The following is a 23,557-nucleotide window of genomic DNA, read 5'->3' as shown; positions in this document are numbered from 1 at the left end:
ATATATATTGACTTATAGAAATATCATTGTTTTATATTAAAAAATAAAAGTATTAATTCTTCTTGTTAAAAGGTTTAAAAAAATCATTTTGAAAATAGGATAAATATGAGTATGCAAAGGGAGGAGAAAGAATGGTTAAAAAATATTTACAGAGTCTAATTTTGTTTTTGATATTTGTTTTGGTTTTTTTATCATTAATTACTTTATCTGTTTTTTCTCAACGGTTACCCCTTATAAATAAGCAAAATAAAACCTTGATGCAGACCTTCTACTGGGAACTGGCTAAGGATAAATATGCTGTGCAATATCCAGAAGAAAACAATTTATGGAATTTACTATCTAAAAAGGCTTTGAAATTAGCTGATTTAGGGATTACGGGGGTTTGGCTACCACCAGCAAACAAAGCAGCTGGTGGAATAAATGATGAAGGCTATGCTGCTTATGATTTGTGGGACCTGGGTGAGTTCAAACAGAAAGATAGTATCAGGACAAAGTATGGTAGCAAAAAGGAATTACTAAAAGCAGTTGATTCACTTCATAAAAATGGAATAAAAGTATATTATGATGCGGTATTAAACCACCGGATGGGTGGAGATAGCCAGGAAGTAGTTTCTTTGGCTTCGGGGGAAAGAACTAATTTTTGGACCCGGTTTGAAATGGCTGGGCGGGAAAAATATTTTGATAAAGCTAATGATTGGAACTGGGGTTGGCAGGCTTTTGATTCTGCTGATGGTCGCTTGCTTAAGGGGAAAAACTGGGATGACACAGCCGATGATGATTATTTAATGGGAAATGATGTTGATTATCAAAACTTAAAAGTTGAAGAAGAATTGATTGAATGGGGTAAGTGGATAGTTAATGATATTGGTTTTGATGGATTTAGATTAGATGCTGTAAAACATATTGATAGATTATTTGTTAATAATTGGATAAATGCTGTGCAGGGTGAAACAGATAAAGATTTGATTTTTATGGGAGAAGCCTGGTATGAAAATTCTATGGGTTTATATTTTTATCTTTTAGGTATGAATAATGAGGATCTTACAGTCTTTGATTTTTCGCTTAGAAAGCAATTTAGTTTAATGAGGGATGGAAATTTGAATATGTCTAGTCTTACTAAAGCGGGTCTAGTTAATAAGTCTGGTCTTGGTGAACGGGTTATTACTTTTGTAGATAACCATGATACAGGAAGGGATGAGGTTGAATATACTACCCCTATTTTCCAAAGAAAATATCAGGCCTATACTTATATTATGACCAGGGAAATGGGAATACCAATGCTATATTGGAAGGATTATTATATATCTGGTTTAAAGGAGGGTTTAGATAAAATAGTTAAAGCAAGGAAATATTTTGCTTATGGGCCCGGTTATGAGGTTAACAATAATGATAGTAATGTATATTCATATGTCAGAGCAGGGTTAAAAGATGTTCCAGGTACAGGGCTTGTGATGATGATAGCAGGTGGTGATACTAAGTCAATAATAAGTAAAGAAATTAATTCATGTCAGGCTAACCAGCAATTTTATGATTTCACAGGAAATGTTAAGGGTATTGTTGAGACAAATGCTAAAGGAATAGGTCAGTTTAAAGTTATTAATAGTGAAAAAAAGGGTTGGTCTATCTGGGTGCCACAGGGATAATAAAATTAAAGCGTATAGTTGTTTTGCTTCATTTGTTGTTTGCTTATTATTTTATGATATTCAAGAGTGATATTTTGTTCCTGGAAAATAGTATAGGTAAATTATGTCTTGGCATTAATGCCTTTTTAATATAATTGTTCTATTAACAATTATGAAAAGGGGTTTATATATTGGTATCTATTTGGCATAAGAGAATAGTTGATAAATACATAATTAAAGAGGTTTTAATGCCATTTCTGGTGGGAGTGACCATAGTAGGTATAATTATGCTAAGTGGGGTATTTTTTCAACTAACAGACCTTATTATTGTCAAAGATATTCCTATTATACTGGTGCTAAGGTTGTTATTTTACTATCTTCCAGAAATAATGGTGGAGACTTTTCCAGTTGCAGTACTCTTTGCTACTATATATGGTATGTCACGTTTAAGTAGGGAGAATGAGTTTACTGCACTCAGGATGGGGGGGATTAGTCTCTATCGTTTGATTTGGCCTTTAATAATTCTGGGTGTTATTATTAGCATGATGACATTTATAATTAATGAGGAGATTGTTCCTCAAGCAAACCATAAGGCTCAAAACATTATCAGACGTTCAATCTTAAAACAGGCTGTGCCTGATGTTAAAGAAGGAGTTTTTTTAAAAGGACCTGAGGGAAGGATTTTTTATGTTAGTAAGTATGATGAGAAAAATAATACTTTAACTAGGATTGTTGAAAAGTGGAGGGGTTTACTTTTTAAATATTACCATCTTTTCTGATTATATTATTTATGATTCCCCTGTTTTTTTTTGTAGTGGTTAAAGCAGAAGTCTTGAATGTATATGAAGCTGAGCAGTTAAGTTATAATCAGCTGGCCAATAAATATATTTTAAACGGAGATATTCCTTGATGCTAAAGTGAAAGCAGGTGGTAATAAGAAAATTCCCTTACTTTTGATATAGGGGTTGATAAATTACTTGATATTGAATAATTTAAAAATCTAAGATTGAGTCTAATATTAAGTAAAAAGGTGGGATATCTATAAAAATAATAGTTGTATTGTTGTTGATATATACTTTGTTGGAGTGGTTCAAGCAGTAGATAATGAAGCAGCAGAAGAGAGTATTGTTTTTAAAACTAAGCAACTCCATTATTATTAGGAATGATATAGTATCTAAAGCAGAAGAGGGAGAATATTTTAAAAATGAAAATAAGATTGTATTAAGGAATGAAGTAAGAGTAGAATATGATAAAGGTAATATAGCAGCAGAAAAAATGTCTGCCTTATTGGAGACTGAAGAATATACTTTTAATGATAATGTTATCTTAAGGTGTCGTTTGGAAGATAAAGACTTTAAGTTAAAAGCACCTTATCTATTAATGTATTTTACAGATAATTCTTTTGCGGCAAGAAAGGGTGTTATTATAGAATACAATAGACGTACTATAAAGGGCGATAATGTAAAGTATAATAGTAAGAAGAAGTTATTGAACTTTTCGGGAAATGTATGTATTGAGGAAGATAATGGTGATTGGGTAAAAGGGGATAAAGCTGTGTTCTATTTAGAAAAGGCAGAGTTTATTGTTGGTGGTGAGGTTAGTATGGAGGTTAAAATTAATTGTGGATAACATAAAGTAGGGAGTTCAGAGTTAGAGATACTGTACTTAGATTTAAAATAATATTGTAATAATAATTAGGGAGTGATAATTTAATGATAAATAAAGCAGCAATTTTACATAAGCCAGGTTGGAATTATGTTTACCCTCTTGATAGGAATACTTTAAAGATTAGACTAAAAGCAGCTAAAAATGATTTACAAGAGGTAAAAGTAATATTTGGTAGGCGGTATGATGGTAAAGCTCCATATAATGTAAAAAAGATGGAGTTAGTTGCCAGTGATGGTCTTTATGATTATTTTGAGACTAGTATAACAATGGATGATAACCGTTTTCGCTATTTATTTTATTTAAGTGATGGTTCTGAAGGGATCTGGTTTACAGAAAAAGGCTTTAGTAATATTAAACCTGGAAAATCTTTTGGCTATGGTGAATATTTCCAATATCCAGTTATAAATGAAGGCGATATTTTTTCAATACCTGAATGGGTACAGGATGCGGTTTTTTACCAGGTATTCCCTGAAAGATTTTATAATGGTAATACAGATAATGATCCAGATAGGATAAGACCCTGGGGAGCTAAACCTGAAAGCGATTCTTTTTTTGGCGGGGACTTAGAAGGGATTATAAAAAAGCTAGATTATTTAGAAAACCTGGGAGTTAATGCCCTCTATCTTAATCCAATTTTTAGTTCAACAAGTAACCATAAGTACAATATTGATGACTTTTATAAGGTCGACCCTAGCTTCGGTAACAAAGAAATACTGAAAAAATTAGTTGCTGAGGCCCATAAAAGGGGAATCAGGGTTATTCTTGATGCTGTTTTTAACCACAGTGGGTTTAATTTTTTTGCTTTTAAAGATGTTCGGGAAAATGGTGCCAGTTCCAAGTATAGTGATTGGTTTTTTATTGATAATTATCCTGTTAAAACCACTCCTCCGGTCAATTATGATACCTTTGCTAATGATGTAATAGATATGCCGAAACTTAATACTTCAAATCCTGAGGTTCAGGATTATCTCCTTGGTGCAGCTGAATATTGGCTTAATGAAGTAGATATAGATGGGTGGAGGCTTGATGTGGCTGATGAGGTTGATCATAATTTCTGGCGTAAATTTCGTGAAAGGGTAAAAAAAATTAAGCCGAATGCTTATATTGTAGGGGAAATATGGCATAATTCTGAAAAATGGTTGCAGGGTGACCAATTTGATGCAATTATGAATTATCCACTGGAAATGTCGGTACTTGATTTTTTTGCCTATAAAAAAATAGGCCCTGGCGAGTTCAATAATAGGCTTGCCAGGAACTGGATGTTATATCAAGACAGAGTAAATTATAGTATGCTGAATCTCCTGGACAGCCATGATACCCGCAGATTAATTAATTTTTTTTCAGGAGAGAAAGAATTGATGAAACTGGCAGTATTATTTCAATTTACTTATCCAGGGGCACCGATGATATATTACGGTGATGAGGTGGGTATAGAAGGTGAAGATGATCCTGATTGCCGTCGTTGTATGGTCTGGGATATAGAAAAACAGGATAAAGATTTATATAAATATTACCAAAAGCTGATAAGCTTAAGACATGAATTAATACCACTTCGACGTGGTGATTATCAGCCAATACTAATTGATGAAATAAAAAATACATATGGTTTTTTGCGCAGCTATGAGGATGAAAGTATTGTAGTGATTATTAACAATAGTCCATTATCCCAAAAATACACTTTAGCAGGAAATTTATTTGGATATAAAAAAGAAATATCTAATTATCTAGATGATAGTTCTTTTCAATTGGGTGATGACAAAAAATATATAATAAAAATTTCAAAATTTAAAGGAATGATTTTGAGCTAAGATAAAAGGTATTTTTTTGCGTTGGAGAACTGGAGGTCCATGGTTCATATATTTGTAACATTTCAGTCCGTATTATATTAGATTAATGGAATTAGGAGATTTTGAAGACACAGATTATATCTAATATTAAGTTCAATATTTATTTTAAGGAGAAGAGATTATATGAATTGTATTGAGTATGAAAGGTATACTGAGAATTTAAAAAATAATTTATTAAATTGTATTGGAGTTATTGGATTAGTTGCCGTTGGTTCTATGTCCAGGCAGAATTATAGACCAGACAAGTGGTCTGATCATGATTTCTTTGTGATTGTACGAACTGGTCACCAACAAGAGTTTCGTAATGATTTATCATGGTTGCCAAATTTTGATAGTATATTATTATCTTTTCAAGAAACTGAACACGGCTTAAAAGTATTATATAACAGTGGGCATTTAATTGAATTTGCAGTTTTTGATAGTAAAGAATTGTATTTTTCTAAAACAAATTGTTATCAAATATTAATTGATAGAGAAAATATAGAGGATCATCTGAGAAAAATCAGACAAACAACGGCCGAAGAGTCAAATTTAAATTGCAGTAATGAGGTACTAATAGGTCAGTTCATTGTTAATTTATTGGTTGGTCTTGGTAGGTATAAAAGAGGAGAAAAAGTTAGTGCCCATGAGTTTGTAAAGATATCAGCATTGAAAAAATTATTGATTTTATTGGAAAAACATTTAGTTAATGAAAATAATAATTTACTTGATAATATCGATCCCTTAAGGAGGTTTGAATTTGTTTATTCAGATTTAGGAAAAGAAATGGAATCTATTTTGCTTAAGCCTATTCCAGAAGCAGCTGGAGCGCTATTAAATGTATTAAGAAGAGAATTATCCGGGCAACTTAGCTTGGAATATAAAAAGGCCATTGAGATTATTATCAGTAAGTATTTATAAAGAAAACTATTATGAAAAGTAGTGAAGATGAAGTATCCGGTTGTGAAAAAGAGATATTTGATCATATTAATGATAAGTTTCTTAAATTAGAAGATAATAAATATATAATAAGAATTTCATAATTTAGTGGTATGGTATGGGTTTGATCTTCAGTTGGGTTATCACGGAATATATCATTATAGAAAAAGGAGGCAATTTTTTATGAGTAGTAATAAAGAACCAAAGGTTGCTTATTTTTGTATGGAATATGGTCTGGATAAAGCAATGAGGATTTACGCCGGTGGTTTAGGTATACTGGCTGGTGATATCCTTAAGGCTGCTAAAGAGTTAAATAAACCAATGATAGGTATTGGTATTTTGTGGAGGCAGGGTTATACAAAACAGCTTATTGCTGAAGATGGTCGACCATATGATTCCTATCATAATAATGATTATATGTATAAGTTGTTGGATGATACTGGTATTACTGTAACAGTTAGAATAAGAGATGAAGATATTATCTGTAAAGTCTGGAAATTGCAACGCTATGATAATGTTCCCCTGTATTTGCTGGATACAAATCATAAAAAGAACGCTAATAAATGGATAACAGGTCAATTATATGGGTGGTTTGCAGAGGAGAGGATTGCCCAGGAACTTATCCTGGGGGTAGGTGGTATAAAGCTAATCCGAAAATTAGGTTTAAATATAGATATATATCATTTTAATGAAGGGCATGCTGTTTTTGCAGGTATAGAATTAATAAGGGAGAAAATAAAGCAAGGTCAAACTTTTGATGAAGCACTGGCCGAAGTAAGGAAGAAAATAGTATTTACAACCCATACCCCTGTTAAGGAAGGAAATGAGAAACACCGTCTGGATAGTATTAGATATATGGGGGGCTTCAGGGGTTTGCCCCTGGAGCAGATGGTTAAGATTGGTGGTGCCCCTTTTAATATGACAGTTGCCGGACTGAGACTGTCAAAGATAGCCAATGCTGTGGCCGAGCTGCATGCTGTAACAGCACGTAAAATGTGGGAGCATGTAGATAATAAATCCCCCATTATAGCTATTACTAATGGTGTTCACCATAAAACCTGGGTAGATCAGAGGATCAGGGAAGCATATGATCAGGGTAAATTACTCTGGCCTGTACACCACGAATTAAAAAAAGAGCTGATTAAATATATAAAACAAAAAACAGGTGTCAACCTCAGCAGTGATAAACTCCTGATAGGTTTCGCCAGAAGGGCGGCTCCTTATAAAAGGAGTGATTTAATATTTAGCAAATCATCTATTATTGGTCCTTATTTAAAAGAAGGTAAAATACAGCTTGTTTTTTCTGGGAAGGCCCATCCCTTAGATGATAAAGGAAAAAGAATTATAAGCAGTCTGGTTAAGATGAGTAAGAAATATCAACATAGTATTGTATTTCTGGAAGACTATAATATGGAAATAGGGAAAAAGTTAACAAGAGGGGTTGACCTCTGGTTAAATAACCCCAGAAGGCCAAAGGAAGCTAGCGGTACTTCCGGGATGAAAGCAGCGATGAATGGGGTTTTGAATATGAGTGTACTTGATGGTTGGTGGCCTGAAGCCTGTGAAGATGGGGTTAACGGCTGGCAGTTTGGGGACGGCTATCAAGATAGTGATCAGGATAAGCAGGATGAACATGACCTTAAGGCCTTATATGAAGTCCTTTTGAATAAAGTAGTACCTACCTATTACCATAATAGAGAGCGATGGGAAGAGATGATGAAAGCCAGTATTGAGAGTACCTATGAACGATTTTCTGCAAAAAGGATGTTAAAAAGATATTATAAGGAGATCTATACTTTCTAGATTAATATAGTGAATTGCGAAATTAACTAGTATTGATATGTAAGAGATATACAAGGTATTCCTTCAAGACTTCAGGAATACCTTTTTTTGTCTCTTTAATTTGAAAGATTACTGGGTACACTATTTTATTTCAATTAATTTTCCATTTTTTTGTTTTACTTTTAGTCTAGATTCTCTACGGGTTATAGATAACTCTTCGTGGATGATTAATCTGTTGAACAGACTAATTTATCCCCCAAAAGCAGGAGATTTCTTACTACTTTTAGTCTAATAGAAACAGAACTTTTGGTAGATGTATAGGACTTAGGTAACTTATATAATATAGTTAACAAATAATTTTAGGGGGCATAAAAATGATAAAATTAAAAAATTACAAATTTATTTTAGTTTTAATTATATTTTTTACAATAGCTATTTCATTAAATATGGAGGCGAAGGATAATAACTTAGAGCAAGGAAAAGATCTGTTCTTTCAGGTCAGAGAAGATTATTATAATGGTGATAATGATATTGAAAAACTAATTGAAACAGCTGGACAAAGTAATTCTTATCTTGAAAAGGTAAATAATGATTATCAAAAGTATTTGTGGCAAGGTCAAGTTGAATTTTTAATAGCTGAAATGTATGAGGTTAAGGAAGAACCAAGAAAGGCTGCTCAACATTTTGAGAATAGTAGTGAACTAGCTCTAAAAAGTATAAAAAAGAATAAAAAATCAAGTGAAGCTCATCGTTTATTAGCTGATACTTATATGAGATTGATGGAATATAAAGGCGTAATTTATTTGATGACTAGTGGTCCAAAAGCAGTTAAATTATTACAGAAAGCTGTGAAGCTTGATAAAGAAAATTATACGGCTTTTAATTCATTAGGAATATATTATATAAATGCACCTAAAATTGGTGGCGGTGATATAGATAAAGGAATTGGAATGTTTAAAAAGGCTTTAAATAGTAAAGATAAGTTCGATAACTTTATTTCTTATATTTGGATAGCCAATGCTTATATAAAATTAAAAGATAAAGACCAAGCGATAGATAGTGCAAAACAAGCTCTAAAAATTTATCCAGCTAATAAATGGGCAGAGGATATTTTAAAAGACGCTAAAGAAATTTAAGGGGGAGTTAGAAGTGGCTATTATTAAAATAGAAAATTTAAGCAAGATATATTCTAGCCAGATTGAAGAAGTTCAAGCCTTAAAGAATATAAATCTTACAATTAACAGAGGGGACTTTATTGTAGTAAATGGTCCTTCTGGTAGTGGGAAATCTACCCTCCTAAATTTGTTGGCTGGTATTGATGAAGCAAGCTCAGGGGAGATTGAGATTAATAAAACTTCTTTAAATTTTTTAAGTGATAGAGAACGGACAGAGCTTCGTAGAGATAAAATTGGTTTGGTATTTCAATACTTTGAATTGGTTCCAGTTTTAACAGTATGGGAGAATGTAGAATATCCCCTTCTCTTACAGAAAGTCAGTAAGGCAGAAAGAAAGAAGAGAGTTGATAAGATTTTAAAAGAGCTTGCTTTGGATAAGATGGACAATAGATTACCTGGCCAGCTATCTGGTGGTCAAAAACAGAGAGTAGCTATTGCACGGGCTCTAGTTACCGAGCCTGAAGTGGTTTTAGCAGATGAGCCAACAGGAAATCTAGATTCTGAAACAGGGAAGACTATTATAGAGTTAATGCTAAATTTGAATAATGAATATGACGTAGCCTTTGTTATTGTGACCCATGATTTATTTATCAATAGATATGCCCAAAAGTTAATAGAAATTAAAGATGGTACTCTAAGTGTAAAGGAGGTCAGTTAGTATGTTCAAAATAGCCTGGCGAAGTATTATGAGAAATAAGAGGCGTTCACTTTTAAGTTTAGGCTTAATAATTGTCAGTATAGCAGTTTTATTTCTATTAAAAGGATACTTTACTTCAACATTTGAGGGGTTACAGATGATGGCTATTAGAGAATATAGTAACTTACAAATTGCTAAAGAAGGCTTTTGGGATAAAAGTGTGGATAGGAAGGTTTTAAGTAAGGATGATATTGCTAAGATTAATGAGATACTTAACAATAAAGAGCATGTGACAGATTATACTAGAACTTTGCAGGTCTCTGGAATCTTAGGAACAGAAAAAAGAAGTACTATTGTTTCAGCCATGGGGGTAGAAACCGATTATAAACAGAATATATCTATTAAAAGTGGAACTTCCTTATTCCCAGGTGATCAAGACAGAGTAATTGTAGGGCAGGGGATAAAAAAGATATTGAATATTGAAGAGGATGAATGGGTTTCGATAATGGCTACAACTATTGATGGTGCCTATAATGCAGGTAGTTTACAGTTAAGTGGTTCCTTCTCTATAGGAAATGATGATGCAGATAGCCATTATATTATGATGCCCCTTAGTTTTGCCCAAATTCTACTAAATACTGAGGGAGTAGACAAATTTAAAGTTTTATTGACTGATACTAAATTAACTGATCGTACTATTGTAGAATTAAAATCAGATTTTAAAGAAGCAGGCTTAGATGTTGAAATGAGAAGCTGGGAAGATTTAGCTGCTTTCTATCATCAGGTTAGGGGATTGTATGAAACAGCTTTTTTATTTCTATCAATGTTAATATTTCTCTTAATATTTATTAGTATATTAGAGATTATGTCGATGTCTTTTTTTGAACGGATGAATGAAATTGGTACAGTTAGAGCTATTGGGACAAGACAAAGCCAAGTATTTACACAGTTGATTCAAGAGGCATTAATTATTGGAGTTATAGGAGGTGTTCTGGGGATTACCCTAGGATGGATAGCAGGAAATATTGTAAATAGCTTAAATATAATCTATACTCCACCTAATACTCAAGAGGTGCCTTTATACATTAAATTAGCGTTAAAAAATGGAATAATCCCATTCTTAATAGTTATTTTTGCTACTGCTCTATCAACCGTTTATCCTGCTCTAAAGGCCTCACGTCTTAAGGTAGTAGAAATGTTGAGACATGTTTAGTAGATTTATATTTATAGGAAGTTGTTTACAGTAGGGTGATTATAGTTGCCCTTAATTAAAAAGAGGGGTGTTCCTAATGAAGGTGATAAATAAAAAGTTTATGACATTACTTTTGATAATATTCATATTTTTATTAGATACAAGTAAAACGTATGCTACTGATCCTAAAGAAATCGTAAAGTTAGCTTTTGATAAGCAAAATTTACATGAAAATTCCTATCTAATTGAAATGGACTGTACAGTAATCGAAAAAGTTAAAGAGAAGGATAAAATTAATGATGGAGAAGAGACGAAAACCAATAGTTCAGCATTAAGAGTTTATATTTATAATGGTGGGGAGCGACAAATGGTAACCTTTACTGCACCAGAAGATTTAGTTGATAATAAATTCTTAATTATAGGAACTAATAATTGGATGTCTAAAAAGAATCTTCGGCGGCCAATTAGAATTTCGGGACAACAAAGAATATTTGGGGATGCTGGTATAGGAGAAACAGTTGGTATTAATTATTATAGAGACTATGATGTAAAAGAATTTCATGAAGTAGAAGATTCTTATATTATAGATTTGCTTGCCAAAGATGAAAAGACTACTTATCAGCAAGTGAAATTAACTATCAGCAAGGATACAAATAGTATTAAACATGTTATATTAAAAGCTGTCAGTGGTACTCCATTAAAGGAATTAAATTATAAGAATCATAGGAGAATAGGAAATCATGAGATTGCTGATATAGTTATCAAAAATCTATTACAAGATCAAGATAGAGTTACAGAGTTAAAGTATATAGGTATACAGGTTAAGGAGTTGTCACCAAGGGTTTTTCAACCACTAATGATGAGTAGATTTGATTTGCTCATTAAAGATTAAAGGCATAAAATGGCTAATTATAAAAAAATCTTAATGATATTAACTTTCTTAATAATTATTATTTTACGGCTTGTTAATAATGCTATGGCTATTGAACTGGACAGTAAATTAATTACTGAATTTGATTATTCCCATATTGATAATGATAATTTGCCTGATTCATACATCCTTGACTCAGAAAGTAGTGTAGATACTACCCTGGAGTTAAGTGCTTCAGGGATATATGGTCTTTATCAGTATGACTTAAGGGTAAAAGGAGAAACAGAGGAAGATTCTGTATACCTTGATGAATTTTTAATTAATACAATGGTTGGAGATAGTATATTAGAGTTTGGGAAGGGGTACTGGACTTGGGGGAAAGGGCTTAGTGAGTATTATCCTACATATCCTTTGGATGATGAAGAGAGTTATTTAGGTAGTGAGTTTAGCTTGATGACGTTCAATTCTACTTTTAAGGTAGGCGGTACTTTTGATAGTGATTATGAGGACTTATACTCTGCTTGGATTAAGTATAATTCATTACTTAAAACCAGTGATTATACCTTAATTTTATCTTATCTTAAGGATAATAGTGATTTAGATCCAGACCAAAGGTTAGATAGTGAGAAGAAAAAGAAAGGCATTAACCTAGGAATTAATTACTCTAAAGATTTTCTTAATGGTTTAGCTGTATATGGAGAATATAATAAACGTTATTGGGACTCTTTAGATGAGAAGTCTAATCTCTATCTCTTTGGTGGAGAGTATATTACTAAAAATGATAAAGTAATTGTTTTAGAATACTATCGTGAAAAGAGTGATTATCTAGTCTGGGTTATAGGAAACCATGGAGACCTTTTTAGTGATTGGAACTGGCAGATAAAAGATGTAATAGATTTAAATGACCATGGAGATATTAGAACTTTCAATTTATCTTATTCTGGTATAGAAAATTTAACTTATTCTATAGAGATAGAGCACTTTTCTGGTCCTAAAAGTAGTAGAATAGGAAGTAAACCTGAAGATTTAACTATTAATTTTAAGGTCTCTATTGACCTTTTATAAGTATGGGAGCTTAAATTATCTTGTTAATATTAATTTGAATATGATAAGTGAAGATTTGAGAAAGTGGAGAAAAGGAATCCCTTTTCTCTGCTTTTTTAGATTATAGCTTGAATAGTAGTTCCTTCTCCAACTGTTGATTCAATTAGTAATTTTCCCTTAATCTGTGCAATTCTTTCTTCCATACCTAGTATACCAAAACTATTATTTTTATCTATCTCTTCTAGGTTAAATCCTTCTCCATCATCATGGATAGATAAGTGGATATTATCTTCTTGTAACTGTAAAGAGATTTGAATTTTACTTGCGTTAGCATGTTTAACAATATTATTTAAAGCCTCTTGTATTATTCTATATAGTGTAAGTTGTATTTCATTATCAATAAAATCTTCATTTCCTATAAGCGAAAAGGAGATAACTAAATTATATCTTTTTTTAAATAAAGTAATTAAGTTTTCTATAGTTTCTAAGAAGCCTCTTTTACTTAAATCTAAAGGTTTTAGTTCATAAATCATTAGTCTCATTTCTGCTTGAACCTCTTGAATCATTTCTTGTAATTGCTTAATCATATGCTTTGATTTTTCTGGGTTATGCTCTAATAGGTAGTTTAAAGTGTTTAGATTAAGATTGATACCAAATAGATTCTGTGATACAGAATCGTGGAGTTCACGGGCAATTCTATTTCTTTCTTCAATGATAGCCAGTTCTTTATTTTCTTGTTCCAGCTTTATTCTCTCTTCCTTTTCATGAATATTAGCAAAGAATAGATAAACCATTACTGAAGCCACAGCATTACCTAAGGCTATATATACTAAGGTTGTTTTAGATAATCCTTGTATATAAGCGAAAGGTAAGGCAATAATATAAAAGATTATAAAAGATAGAATATAGGTTATTATAATTTGAAGGGATATGTGAGTATTTTTATTTGAAAATGATATATAGTTAACTAAGCCAAGAGTTAGAGAGATAAAAAAACCTACTAAACTTCCAAAGACTATATAACCTATTAAAGTATAAAGAGTTATTGGCGATTCGTAGAAAGCTAACATAAAAGTTAATGATATTCCAATTCCTATTAAACTAGACTTTCTAGCCATTTTAAGCATCTTAATAAAATTATCTTTGTACATAATATCACCTGCCGATTAGATTCTCTTCGATTGCTTTGATAGCAGCTTGAGTTCTATCTTTTACATCAAGCTTTCTTAGTATATTACTTATATGAGTTTTAACAGTCTTATCAGAGATGAATAAGGCTTTGCCAATAGCTTTATTGGACTTTCCTTTGCTTAGTTGTAATAAAACATCCTTTTCCCTAGAGGTAAGAGGTTCTATCACTGCTTTCTTTTTAGTAATTCGTTTCATCAATTTTTTGGCAATTCTAGGGTGTAACATAGGCTCTCTTTTTTTAGCGGCAAAGATTGCTTCTGTCAGTTTTTGAGGTTGTGAATCTTTCATTAGATAACTCAATGCTCCAGCATCAATTGCAGCTATAATTTCATCATCTTCACAGAAGCTAGAGAGTATTATTATCTGTACACTGGGATTAACCATTAGAATTTTTTTGGTCAACTCAACTCCTGTCATATCAGGAAGGTGTAAATCTACAATAGCTATCTCGGGGTTTTTCTCTTTGATATCTGCTAAGGCATCCTTTCCATTACTTGCTTCTCCAATTATATCTATCTCTTCATTAGTACTTAAAAAAGTCTTTAAACCTTGCAGCACAAAAGGATGGTCGTCGACTAAATATATTTTAATCATTATTTACTCTCCTTTGTGGTTATTTTAATATTTATCTTCTGAATAATTTCAAAAATTCCTTGTACTTATACTAAATATTATATGTTATTTCACTAATTTTTTGAAGCTAAGAAGGTTGTGATTCAATTAGTACAAAAGGAGTATATTGATATAGTTTTTAAATTGCAATTAATAAGAGGCTAAATTAGAAACATTGTATAATTAAATGCACGGGGTAATAAAAAAATAGACACATATCTGTATCTTCGATATAATGTTAAGCACCACACAAAACATTAGGAGGATACAGAATATGCGTCAAACTCATTATAACATACAAAGAAAAAAAGGAAAACACTTAACTCTAGAAGATAGAAAAATCATAGCTCATTTATATAATAAGCAAGGAAAAAATTATACTGAGATAGCCCGAGAGATGAACTGCCATAGAACCACTATTAGTAGAGAAATTAAAAAAGGAATTACAATCCTAAAGGACTACATGTGGAGAGATAAGGGAGAATATATTCCTGAGATAGCTCAGGGTGTATATGATACTAATGCATCAGCAAAAGGGCCTAAACTTAAAATAGGAAAAAACTTTGATTTAGCAAGTTTTATAGAAGAAAAAATTAAAGAGAAATATTCACCAGAAGTAATAGCCATTAATGATTGATGAAAGTGATAAATTTGATATATCAATTCATTGGAAAACAATTTATAATTATATAGATCAAGGGATATTACAGATTGAAAGAAATAACTTAATCTATGGTGAATATAGAAAGAAAAAAAGGAAGCCGAAAGAGAGTCAAAGAACAAAAAATCATAAACAAAACAGGACAATAAGAGACCGACCAAATGAAGCAGATAAGCGGCAAGAGGTTGGACATTGGGAGATGGATTTAGTTGAAGGCAGAAAGGGCAAGAATGAACCATATTTACTTGTATTGAGTGAAAGAACAAGTCGTAAAGAGATAATAGAATTAATTCCAAATAAAACCCAGGAATCAGTGATAAAAGGCCTAGATAGAATTGAGCGACGCCATGGAGTAGTTAAATTTAGAAAGATATTTAAAACAATTACAACAGACAATGGGTCTGAATTTAAAGATTATGAGGGTATTGAAGAGTCTTTTACAGGGAGTAGTATTCCTAGGACAAAACAGTATTATTGTGATGCATACTGCAGCTGGCAAAGAGGAACAAATGAGAACATAAATAAGATGATCCGTAGGTTTCTACCCAAAGGAATTAGCTTCAAAGGATTAACCAGAAATAAAGTTAAAAGAATACAAGAATTTATAAATACCTACCCGAGAAAAATCTTTGAGTTCAAAACGTCTAGAGAAATATTTAAGGAAAAGACATTTAATGTTGCTTAACATATATTAACAAATATTGAAGATGAAAATATTTTAAGAAACCGTGCATTTTAACTTGCAATTAATAAAGAGGCTAAATTAACAAAAATTACTTGACAAGAGAAAATAAATTCTGTATAATATGTGACAAAATAAAAGTGTAAAAAGACTATGAACAGGGAAAGTAATTATCAAGTATTTTGTAGCGAGTCAGGGTTGGTGAGAGCCTGATAAAGTGCTTTTTAATGAAGTTCCCCTGGGAGTTGTAGGCTGAAAGCGATAATAGATATTAGGTCTTAACGGAGACCAACCGTTATCATGGTAAACTATTGTTTTTTAGTAGTTTTAAAAGGCCATAAGGATGGTATACGAGATAAAGACTTGTTCCTTGCAGGGAGCAAGTTTTTTTATTATCTTTTTATAATGAATGATTACTTTGAAGGCCGACCGATATATTTACTTACCTTGTCGTGCACCGCAGACACTCCGCATCTAAGCAGAGCGTGCAAGAACAGTTTGGGGTTGCACTACGGCGTCCTGCCTTCGTTTACTGTCGAGAAATTGTCTTCCGGCGTCCATGCCTTCAGACAATTTCTAGAGTCGTCCAGTAAATATATCAGTCTGGTTTATAGTTTTGCTTTTTAAATAATAAAAAGAAAGAGGGAGTGTAAGTTATGGGTATACTGAAGTGTGGATATCTGGGACCGCCGGGGACGTATAGTGAACAGGCTGGGATAAGTTATTTTACGGCTGATGAAAAATTGGTATCTTATAATTCTATATATAATATCTTTGAAGCAATCCAGTCCGGGGAGATAGACAGGGGATTGGTACCAATTGAAAATTCCCTGGAAGGGGCTGTAAATGTTAGTATGGACCTCCTCTATAGTAATTCCTTTGTAACTATCCTTGCTGAACTTATTTTTCCAATAAATAATTGTCTGCTGGTAGAAAAGGGTGTTGGGCTGGCTGATATCACTAAGGTATATTCACACCCCCAACCTATTGGTCAGTCCAATAAATTTATTAATAGCAAACTGGCTGCTGCCAGTATTAGCTATACAGCAAGTACAGCTGAGGCTGCTGAAATTGTGAAAGGTAGTAGTGATAGTGCTGTTATAGGTTCTGAACGAATAAGTGGTATCTATGGACTGGAGGTTATTGCTAAAAAAATTCAGGATAATGACAATAACTTTACCAGGTTTTTTGTCATAGCTAATAAGCTTGATATTGGTGGTCTGGTGTATAAAAAGGATAGGGACTATAAGACATCTTTAATATGTGCCCCCAGGATAAACAAGTCAGGAGCCTTATATAATATCCTTGGTGATTTTGCAGAGGAAGGGGTTAATTTAACCAGGATTGAATCAAGGCCAACTAAAAGACAGTTAGGGGAGTATCTTTTTTATATTGATTTTGAGGGTCATAGACAGGAAAAAAATATTAAGAAGGCACTTGATGGTGTACAGGAAAAGTCATCTTTTTTCAGGGTACTGGGGAGTTATCTTATTGAAAAAATTTAAGGAGGTTTTTTCTAATGATTGGTATTGATGTAAAGGATTTGATGAGGAAAGAACTCAATAAACTCAAGCCGTATATACCGGGCAAGCCGATTGATGAAGTTAAGAAGGAGTTTAGCCTTGATAAAATTGTTAAACTGGCTTCTAATGAAAACCCCTTAAGGGTTTCTGAACAGGTAAAAAAGGCTGTTGCTGCTGAAATGGAGGTAGTTAACCGTTACCCGGATGGGGCCTGTCGTACATTAAAAGGTCTTTTAGCAGATAAGCTATCAATTAATGAAGAAATGATTTTGTTTGGTAATGGCTCTGATGGTCTATTGAAGGTGATTGCTGAGGCTTTTTTAACAGCTGAAGATGAAGTTATTATATCACACCCTACTTTTGTAGAGTATGTTTTTGTTTCACATTTAATGGGGAGCCAGCTTGTCAGGATTTGTATGGATGATTATAGACAGAATTTACGGGCAATAGCAGAGGCTGTTACAGCTAAAACAAAGATGATTTTTTTAACAAATCCACATAATCCTGCTGGTACGATATTTAGTCGGAGTGAGCTTGACAATTTGCTTGAAACCTTACCTGAAGGGACTATTGTTGTTATGGATGAAGCATATTATGAATATGTACAGGATGAGAATTATCCAGATGGGATCGAGTATATCCAAAAAGGGTATCCAATTATTGTTTTAAGGACTTTTTCTAAAGCCTATGGTTTAGCTGGACTAAGGCTAGGCTATGCTGTTGCCGGTAAAGGGGTTATAGAGATATTAAGGAAGGCCAGAGACCCGTTTAATGTTAATCGAATAGTTCAGGCAGCTGCCAGAGCAGCCCTTAAGGACACCGCTTTTTTGGAAAAATCACTTCAGATAAATGAAAAGGGTAAGGAGTATTTATACCAAGAACTGAACAAAAGAGGTATTGAGTATGTGCCAACAGAAGCAAATTTTATGTTAATAAACCTCAAGATGGATTCAATGGGTGTTTTTCAGCGTTTACTGGAGATGGGGCTTATTATTAGACCTGGTAAACCACTGGGGTATCCTGAACATATTAGATTGAGCATTGGACTTCCTGAGGAAAATAAATATTTCATTAATTGTATTGACATTTTAAGGTCATAGTAATATAATTATTAATTAAATAATTGACCTAAAATCAGGAATTAGTTTTAAACTTTTAAATCTCCGAATTAGTGATCAGGAATTAGTTAAGGGGATTTATATTTGCTTGATTGTGATCAAGAGAAGTAGTTATAAAAGAAAAATATAATATAAATTTATAAGAGGTATAGAAGAAGGCAATAGTAGTTAGTAGGGATACTTCTTTTATATTAGAAAGATATTTATATAAGATAAATCTGTATCTTTTTGGTATTAAAAGCCCTGAATAGCTATATTCAGGGCTTAATTTTTTATAATTAAGGAGAGGTGATTTTATTGACAGTAATGTCAGGGGCAGATATCTTAATTAAGAGTCTGTTAGCGGAGAATGTAGAAGTGATTTTTGGTTATCCTGGTGGAAAAGTAATCCATATATATGATTTATTATATGAATCTCCAATTAAACATTATCTTGCCAGGCATGAACAGGGAGCAATTCATGCTGCTGATGGCTATGCTCGTAGCACTGGAAGGGTTGGGGTTTGTATTGCTACCTCTGGCCCTGGTGCTACTAATCTGGTTACTGGGCTTGCTAATGCATACATGGATTCAGTTCCAGTGGTGGCTTTTACAGGTCAGGTAGCTACTTCACAGATCGGTAAAGACTCTTTTCAGGAAGCTGATATAAAGGGAATTACCATGCCGGTTACTAAACACAATTACCTGGTAACAGATGTTAATGATCTGGCCAAAACAATTAAAGATGCCTTTTATATTGCCAAAACGGGAAGACCTGGACCGGTATTAATTGATCTACCTGTCGATGTAGTTAAGGCAGAGGCTGAATATAGCTACCCAGCTGAATCGGACCTGCCTGGCTATAAACCAACCTATAAGGGTCACAGCCGTCAGGTAAAGCTTGCAGCAGAAAAGATAAATAAGGCTAAAAAACCGGTTATTTTTGCTGGTGGTGGAGTTATTATCTCTGAGGCCGCTGAAGAATTAAAGGAATTGGCCTTGAAGGGAAATATTCCAGTAATAACATCACTTATGGGCTTAGGGTCTTTCCCTGGTGATGACCAGTTATCACTTGGTATGCCTGGTATGCACGGTACTCGTTATGCCAATTATGCCTTTTGCGAGACAGACCTTATTATTGCTATTGGGACACGTTTTGATGATAGGGTTACAGGTAGGCTTGATAAATTTGCTTCTCAGGCTGAGGTTATTCATATTGATATAGACCCTGCGGAAATTAGTAAAAATGTAGAGATATTAATTCCGATTGTTGGTGATGCTAAAAATATTGTCAGGGAGTTACTCCCTTTAATTAAAGATAAAGATAGAAAAGAGTGGTTAAGTCAGATTGATGACTGGAAAAAATCTCATCCCCTTAAATATAATAATAATGCAGATGAAATATTACCACAATCTGTAATTGAAAGTATTTATAAAATTACTGAGGGTGAGGCCTTAATTGTAACAGAGGTGGGTCAACATCAGATGTGGGCGGCACAATTCTATAAATATTCTAAACCACGTACCTTTTTTAGTTCAGGTGGTTTAGGGACTATGGGATATGGACTCCCTGCTGCTTATGGGGTTCAAATAGGTAGACCTGATAAAACAGTTGTTAATATCTCTGGTGATGGTAGTTTCCAAATGAATTTACAGGAATTAGCAACTATCAGCAATTATAAGATACCGGTTAAAACAGTGATTTTAAACAATGGTACACTTGGTATGGTCAGACAGTGGCAGGAATTGTTTTTTGAAAAAAGGTATTCAGCAACGATGTTGGATAATCCTGATTTTGTTAAATTGGCAGAGGCCTTTGGCATTTTTGCTCTAAGAATAGAAGAGAAAGAAGATTTATTACCTGCTTTAAATAAGGCCTTTGAATATGAAGGACCTGTTCTACTTGATATTAAGGTTGCTCAGGAAGAAAATGTTTTTCCAATGGTACCTGCCGGTGCGGGAATAAAAGATATGATTGGGGGTTAATAGAGTGAAACATATTTTGTCTGTAACAGTATTAAATCAACCGGGTGTCTTAAATAGGATTACAGGTCTATTTGCCCGCCGAAATTTTAATATAGATAGTCTAAATGTAGGTGAGACAGAAGACCCTTCTTATTCACGAATGACTATTGTGGTTAAAGGGAATGATCAGACCCTGGAACAGGTAAAAAAACAGCTCCATAAACTCATAGATGTAATCAAGATTACTGACCTTGATCAGAGTAATATTGTTGACCGTGATCTGGCTTTGATCAGGGTTAACTGTACCAGGGAACATAGGTCAGAGATTATACAGATTGTTGATACATTCAGGGGAAAGGTAGTTGACCTCTCTACAGATAATGTTATGATTGAAGCGACAGGAACAGAGAATAAGATTGAAGCCCTGATTGAGGTCCTAAAGGATTTTGGTATTCAAGATATTGTTAGAACAGGGATAATAGCCCTTGGTAGAGGGCAGTTATTAGATAAATAATATAAACCTTTGAGGAGAGTGAAGTAAGATGTTAGAGATTTATTATGACAAAGATGCGAATTTAGACCTGCTTAGTGGTAAGACAATTGCTATTATTGGATATGGTAGTCAGGGTCATGCTCAGGCTCAGAACCTTAAAGAGAGCGGGTTAGATGTTATTATTGGTTTAAAAGAGGGTAGTAAGAGTAAGACTACTGCTGAGGATTTTGGTTTTGAGGTATATAATACTGCTGAAGCTGCTGCCAGGGCTGATATTGTACAGCTGCTAATACCTGATGAGGTGCAGAGTGCAGTCTATAAGAATGATATTGAGAAGAATCTAGTGGAGGGTAATGCCCTGGTCTTTTCACATGGTTTCAATATTCACTTTGGTCAGATTGTACCTCCGGAGAATGTGGATGTATTTATGGTAGCCCCTAAAAGCCCCGGACATTTAGTAAGAAGAATGTATGAAGAAGGTAGGGGGGTTCCTGGACTGCTGGCAATAGAACAGGACTATACTGGTAAGGCTAAAGAAGTAGGTCTTGCTTATGCTAAGGGTATAGGCTGTACCAGGGCTGGTGTTATTAAAACTACTTTTAAAGAAGAGACAGAGACAGACCTCTTTGGTGAGCAGGCTGTCCTCTGTGGTGGTACTACAGCATTGGTAAAGGCTGGTTTTGAAACACTGGTTGAAGCAGGTTATCAACCTGAAATAGCCTATTTTGAGTGTTTACATGAACTTAAATTGATTGTTGACCTCCTTTATGAAGGTGGACTGGGTAATATGAGGTATTCGGTTAGTGATACTGCCCAGTATGGTGATATTACAGTTGGTCCAAGATTAATCAATGATAATGTCAAGGCAGAAATGAAGAGTGTCCTTGAAGATATACAGAACGGTAAGTTTGCCAGGGATTGGATCCTGGAAAACAGAGCTAACCGACCCTTATTTAATGCCCTTACTAAAAAGGATGAAGACTCACTCCTGGAAAAAGTAGGCAAGAAACTGCGTGGTATGATGTCCTGGATTAAATAGGAAGTGAAAATATTATGAAAAGGATCAAGATATTTGATACAACATTAAGGGATGGAGAACAATCGCCTGGTGTTAATCTAATTACTGAAGAAAAACTGGCTATAGCTAAACAGCTGGCCAGACTTAAGGTAGATGTGATAGAAGCCGGGTTTCCGATTGCTTCACCAGGGGATTTTGCAGCAGTAAAGGCTATTGCCGAAGTAGTTAGAGATGTAGAAATAGCAGGTCTGGCCAGGTCAAATCAAAAGGATATTGATCGGGCTTGGGAGGCACTTAAAGGGGCTGAAAACCCGAGACTACATGTGTTTATTGCTACCTCGCCGATCCATATGAAATACAAATTAAAGATGACAGAGGATGAGGTCCTGGAAAGGGCTGTCTTTGCTGTAAAGCATGCGCGGCAGTATACCCCCAATATTGAGTTTTCACCTGAGGATGGCTCACGGAGTAAGCCTGAGTTTCTCTACCGTCTCTTTAAAGAGGTTATTAAAGCTGGTGCTACTGTCTTAAATATCCCTGATACAGTTGGTTATGCTACCCCTGGAGAGTTTGGCAATTTAATTAAGGGTATTAAAGAAAATGTCAGTAATATTAATCAAGCTGAGATTAGTGTGCACTGCCACAATGATTTAGGTCTGGCGGTTGCTAATAGTCTGGCTGCTCTGGAAAATGGAGCAGAACAGGTAGAGGTAGCTGTCAATGGAATAGGTGAAAGGGCAGGTAATACCGCCCTTGAAGAGATAATTATGGCTCTGGCTACCAGAAAAGATTATTATAATCTGGCTGTAAATCAGGATACTACCCAGATTATGAGATTAAGTAGAATGGTTGCTAATTTAACTGGTATGGATATTCAGGCCAATAAGGCTATAGTGGGTAAAAATGCCTTTGCCCATGAAGCTGGAATTCATCAGGATGGTGTTATCAAAGAGAGAACTACCTATGAGATTATGGATGCTAAGAGCATTGGTCTTAATGAAAACAGTCTGGTACTGGGTAAACACTCTGGGCGTCATGCCCTCAGGGATTTTGTAGAAAAAAGTGGTTATGAGCTCAGTGAGGAAAAATTTGAAGACCTTTTCAGGGAATTCAAAAAATTGGCTGATAAGAAGAAAAAGTTAAAACCTATGGATATTGAGGCTTTGATTAATAACGAAATACATGCCATAGATACTATTTATGAACTTGATTATGTTTCTGTCTCAACAGGTAATACAGTACTTCCCACGGCAACTATTAGAATCAAGAAAGAGGACGATATTTTAGAAAAAGCAGCCTGTAGTGGTGATGGCCCGATAGATGCTATTTTTCAGGCCATAAATGAAGTCCTTGACTTTGATAATATAAAATTAATCTCCTATAAGATTGATGCTATTACTGAAGGTACAGATGCCCTGGGTGAAGTAGTAGTAAAACTTGAGATTGATGACAAGACATATATAGGCCATTCAGCTCAAACAGATATCACCTATGCCAGTACATTGTCTTATCTTGAGGCGATTAATAGATATATGTCGACCAATCGGAAATAAGAAGTC

The 23,557-nt window shown here is 33.8% G+C and carries 19 protein-coding genes, 1 pseudogene and 1 other annotated feature; of the genes and pseudogenes, 18 read left to right on the top strand and 2 right to left on the bottom strand.

Annotated features, from left to right (window positions below; all coding sequences use genetic code 11):
• Positions 1-131 precede the first annotated feature (131 nt).
• From D7D81_RS00345 to D7D81_RS00295, 11 genes are all read left to right on the top strand, one after another.
• Positions 132-1,643 carry an alpha-amylase family glycosyl hydrolase gene (locus D7D81_RS00345; RefSeq protein ID WP_125986249.1) on the top strand — a complete coding sequence of 504 codons (1,512 nt, stop codon included), beginning with the start codon at positions 132-134 and terminating at the stop codon, positions 1,641-1,643.
• Positions 1,644-1,813: 170 nt separating this feature from the next.
• On the top strand, positions 1,814-2,401 hold the full coding sequence (locus D7D81_RS00340) for an LptF/LptG family permease (protein WP_125986247.1): 588 nt from the start codon (positions 1,814-1,816) through the stop codon (positions 2,399-2,401).
• 325 nt (positions 2,402-2,726) lie between these two features.
• On the top strand, positions 2,727-3,251 hold the full coding sequence (lptC, locus tag D7D81_RS00335; RefSeq protein WP_125986245.1) for an LPS export ABC transporter periplasmic protein LptC: 525 nt from the start codon (positions 2,727-2,729) through the stop codon (positions 3,249-3,251).
• Between the two features lie 83 nt (positions 3,252-3,334).
• On the top strand, positions 3,335-5,098 hold the full coding sequence (locus tag D7D81_RS00330; protein WP_125986243.1) for a glycoside hydrolase family 13 protein: 1,764 nt from the start codon (positions 3,335-3,337) through the stop codon (positions 5,096-5,098).
• A 162-nt stretch (positions 5,099-5,260) separates the two neighbouring features.
• On the top strand, positions 5,261-6,037 hold the full coding sequence (locus tag D7D81_RS00325) for an aminoglycoside 6-adenylyltransferase (RefSeq protein ID WP_125986241.1): 777 nt from the start codon (positions 5,261-5,263) through the stop codon (positions 6,035-6,037).
• Positions 6,038-6,238: 201 nt separating this feature from the next.
• On the top strand, positions 6,239-7,858 hold the full coding sequence (glgP, locus tag D7D81_RS00320) for an alpha-glucan family phosphorylase (RefSeq protein WP_125986239.1): 1,620 nt from the start codon (positions 6,239-6,241) through the stop codon (positions 7,856-7,858).
• 353 nt (positions 7,859-8,211) lie between these two features.
• Entirely contained in the window at positions 8,212-8,973 is a 762-nt protein-coding gene (locus tag D7D81_RS00315) for a tetratricopeptide repeat protein (RefSeq protein ID WP_125986237.1), read from the top strand.
• A gap of 13 nt (positions 8,974-8,986) precedes the next feature.
• Positions 8,987-9,670 (top strand): ABC transporter ATP-binding protein, encoded by a 684-nt coding sequence (locus tag D7D81_RS00310; protein ID WP_125986235.1) that lies wholly within the window; start codon positions 8,987-8,989, stop codon positions 9,668-9,670.
• Between the two features lies 1 nt (position 9,671).
• Positions 9,672-10,862: an ABC transporter permease gene (locus D7D81_RS00305; protein WP_125986233.1), complete on the top strand. Its 1,191-nt coding sequence runs from the start codon at positions 9,672-9,674 to the stop codon at positions 10,860-10,862.
• A gap of 76 nt (positions 10,863-10,938) precedes the next feature.
• Complete coding sequence (locus tag D7D81_RS00300) at positions 10,939-11,733, top strand: outer membrane lipoprotein-sorting protein (protein ID WP_125986231.1); 795 nt, start codon at positions 10,939-10,941, stop codon at positions 11,731-11,733.
• A 9-nt stretch (positions 11,734-11,742) separates the two neighbouring features.
• Entirely contained in the window at positions 11,743-12,777 is a 1,035-nt protein-coding gene (locus tag D7D81_RS00295) for a hypothetical protein (RefSeq protein WP_125986229.1), read from the top strand.
• Between the two features lie 95 nt (positions 12,778-12,872).
• Here D7D81_RS00295 and D7D81_RS00290 read toward each other — a convergent pair whose 3' ends face one another.
• Both D7D81_RS00290 and D7D81_RS00285 read right to left on the bottom strand, forming a co-directional pair.
• Complete coding sequence (locus D7D81_RS00290; RefSeq protein WP_125986227.1) at positions 12,873-13,907, bottom strand: sensor histidine kinase; 1,035 nt, start codon at positions 13,905-13,907, stop codon at positions 12,873-12,875.
• Positions 13,908-13,911: 4 nt separating this feature from the next.
• Complete coding sequence (locus tag D7D81_RS00285) at positions 13,912-14,541, bottom strand: response regulator (protein WP_125986225.1); 630 nt, start codon at positions 14,539-14,541, stop codon at positions 13,912-13,914.
• A 292-nt stretch (positions 14,542-14,833) separates the two neighbouring features.
• Between D7D81_RS00285 and D7D81_RS00280 the strand changes: the two are divergent.
• The 7 genes and pseudogenes from D7D81_RS00280 to D7D81_RS00250 all read left to right on the top strand — a co-directional run bounded on the left by D7D81_RS00280 (position 14,834) and on the right by D7D81_RS00250 (position 23,551).
• Positions 14,834-15,905 (top strand): annotated as a pseudogene (locus tag D7D81_RS00280) (IS30 family transposase).
• Positions 15,906-16,046: 141 nt separating this feature from the next.
• Positions 16,047-16,276: a binding site (T-box leader), on the top strand.
• A 282-nt stretch (positions 16,277-16,558) separates the two neighbouring features.
• The gene (gene pheA / locus D7D81_RS00275; RefSeq protein ID WP_125986223.1) at positions 16,559-17,407 is read left to right on the top strand and encodes a prephenate dehydratase; all 849 of its coding nucleotides are present in this window, start codon (positions 16,559-16,561) and stop codon (positions 17,405-17,407) included.
• 14 nt (positions 17,408-17,421) lie between these two features.
• Positions 17,422-18,525, top strand: coding sequence for a histidinol-phosphate transaminase (gene hisC / locus D7D81_RS00270; protein WP_125986221.1), 1,104 nt, complete (start codon positions 17,422-17,424; stop codon positions 18,523-18,525).
• Between the two features lie 324 nt (positions 18,526-18,849).
• Entirely contained in the window at positions 18,850-20,508 is a 1,659-nt protein-coding gene (gene ilvB, locus D7D81_RS00265; RefSeq protein WP_286169998.1) for a biosynthetic-type acetolactate synthase large subunit, read from the top strand.
• Positions 20,509-20,512: 4 nt separating this feature from the next.
• Positions 20,513-21,001 carry an acetolactate synthase small subunit gene (ilvN, locus tag D7D81_RS00260; RefSeq protein ID WP_125986216.1) on the top strand — a complete coding sequence of 163 codons (489 nt, stop codon included), beginning with the start codon at positions 20,513-20,515 and terminating at the stop codon, positions 20,999-21,001.
• A gap of 28 nt (positions 21,002-21,029) precedes the next feature.
• Positions 21,030-22,019 carry a ketol-acid reductoisomerase gene (gene ilvC, locus D7D81_RS00255; RefSeq protein ID WP_125986214.1) on the top strand — a complete coding sequence of 330 codons (990 nt, stop codon included), beginning with the start codon at positions 21,030-21,032 and terminating at the stop codon, positions 22,017-22,019.
• 14 nt (positions 22,020-22,033) lie between these two features.
• Positions 22,034-23,551, top strand: a complete 1,518-nt coding sequence (locus D7D81_RS00250; protein WP_125986212.1) for a 2-isopropylmalate synthase — start codon at positions 22,034-22,036, stop codon at positions 23,549-23,551.
• Positions 23,552-23,557: the final 6 nt, after the last annotated feature.

This window comes from Halocella sp. SP3-1 (genome assembly GCF_003953885.1).
GTDB classification, from domain to species: domain Bacteria; phylum Bacillota; class Halanaerobiia; order Halanaerobiales; family DTU029; genus Iocasia; species Iocasia fonsfrigidae.
This window is presented reverse-complemented; position numbering and strand designations above follow the sequence as displayed.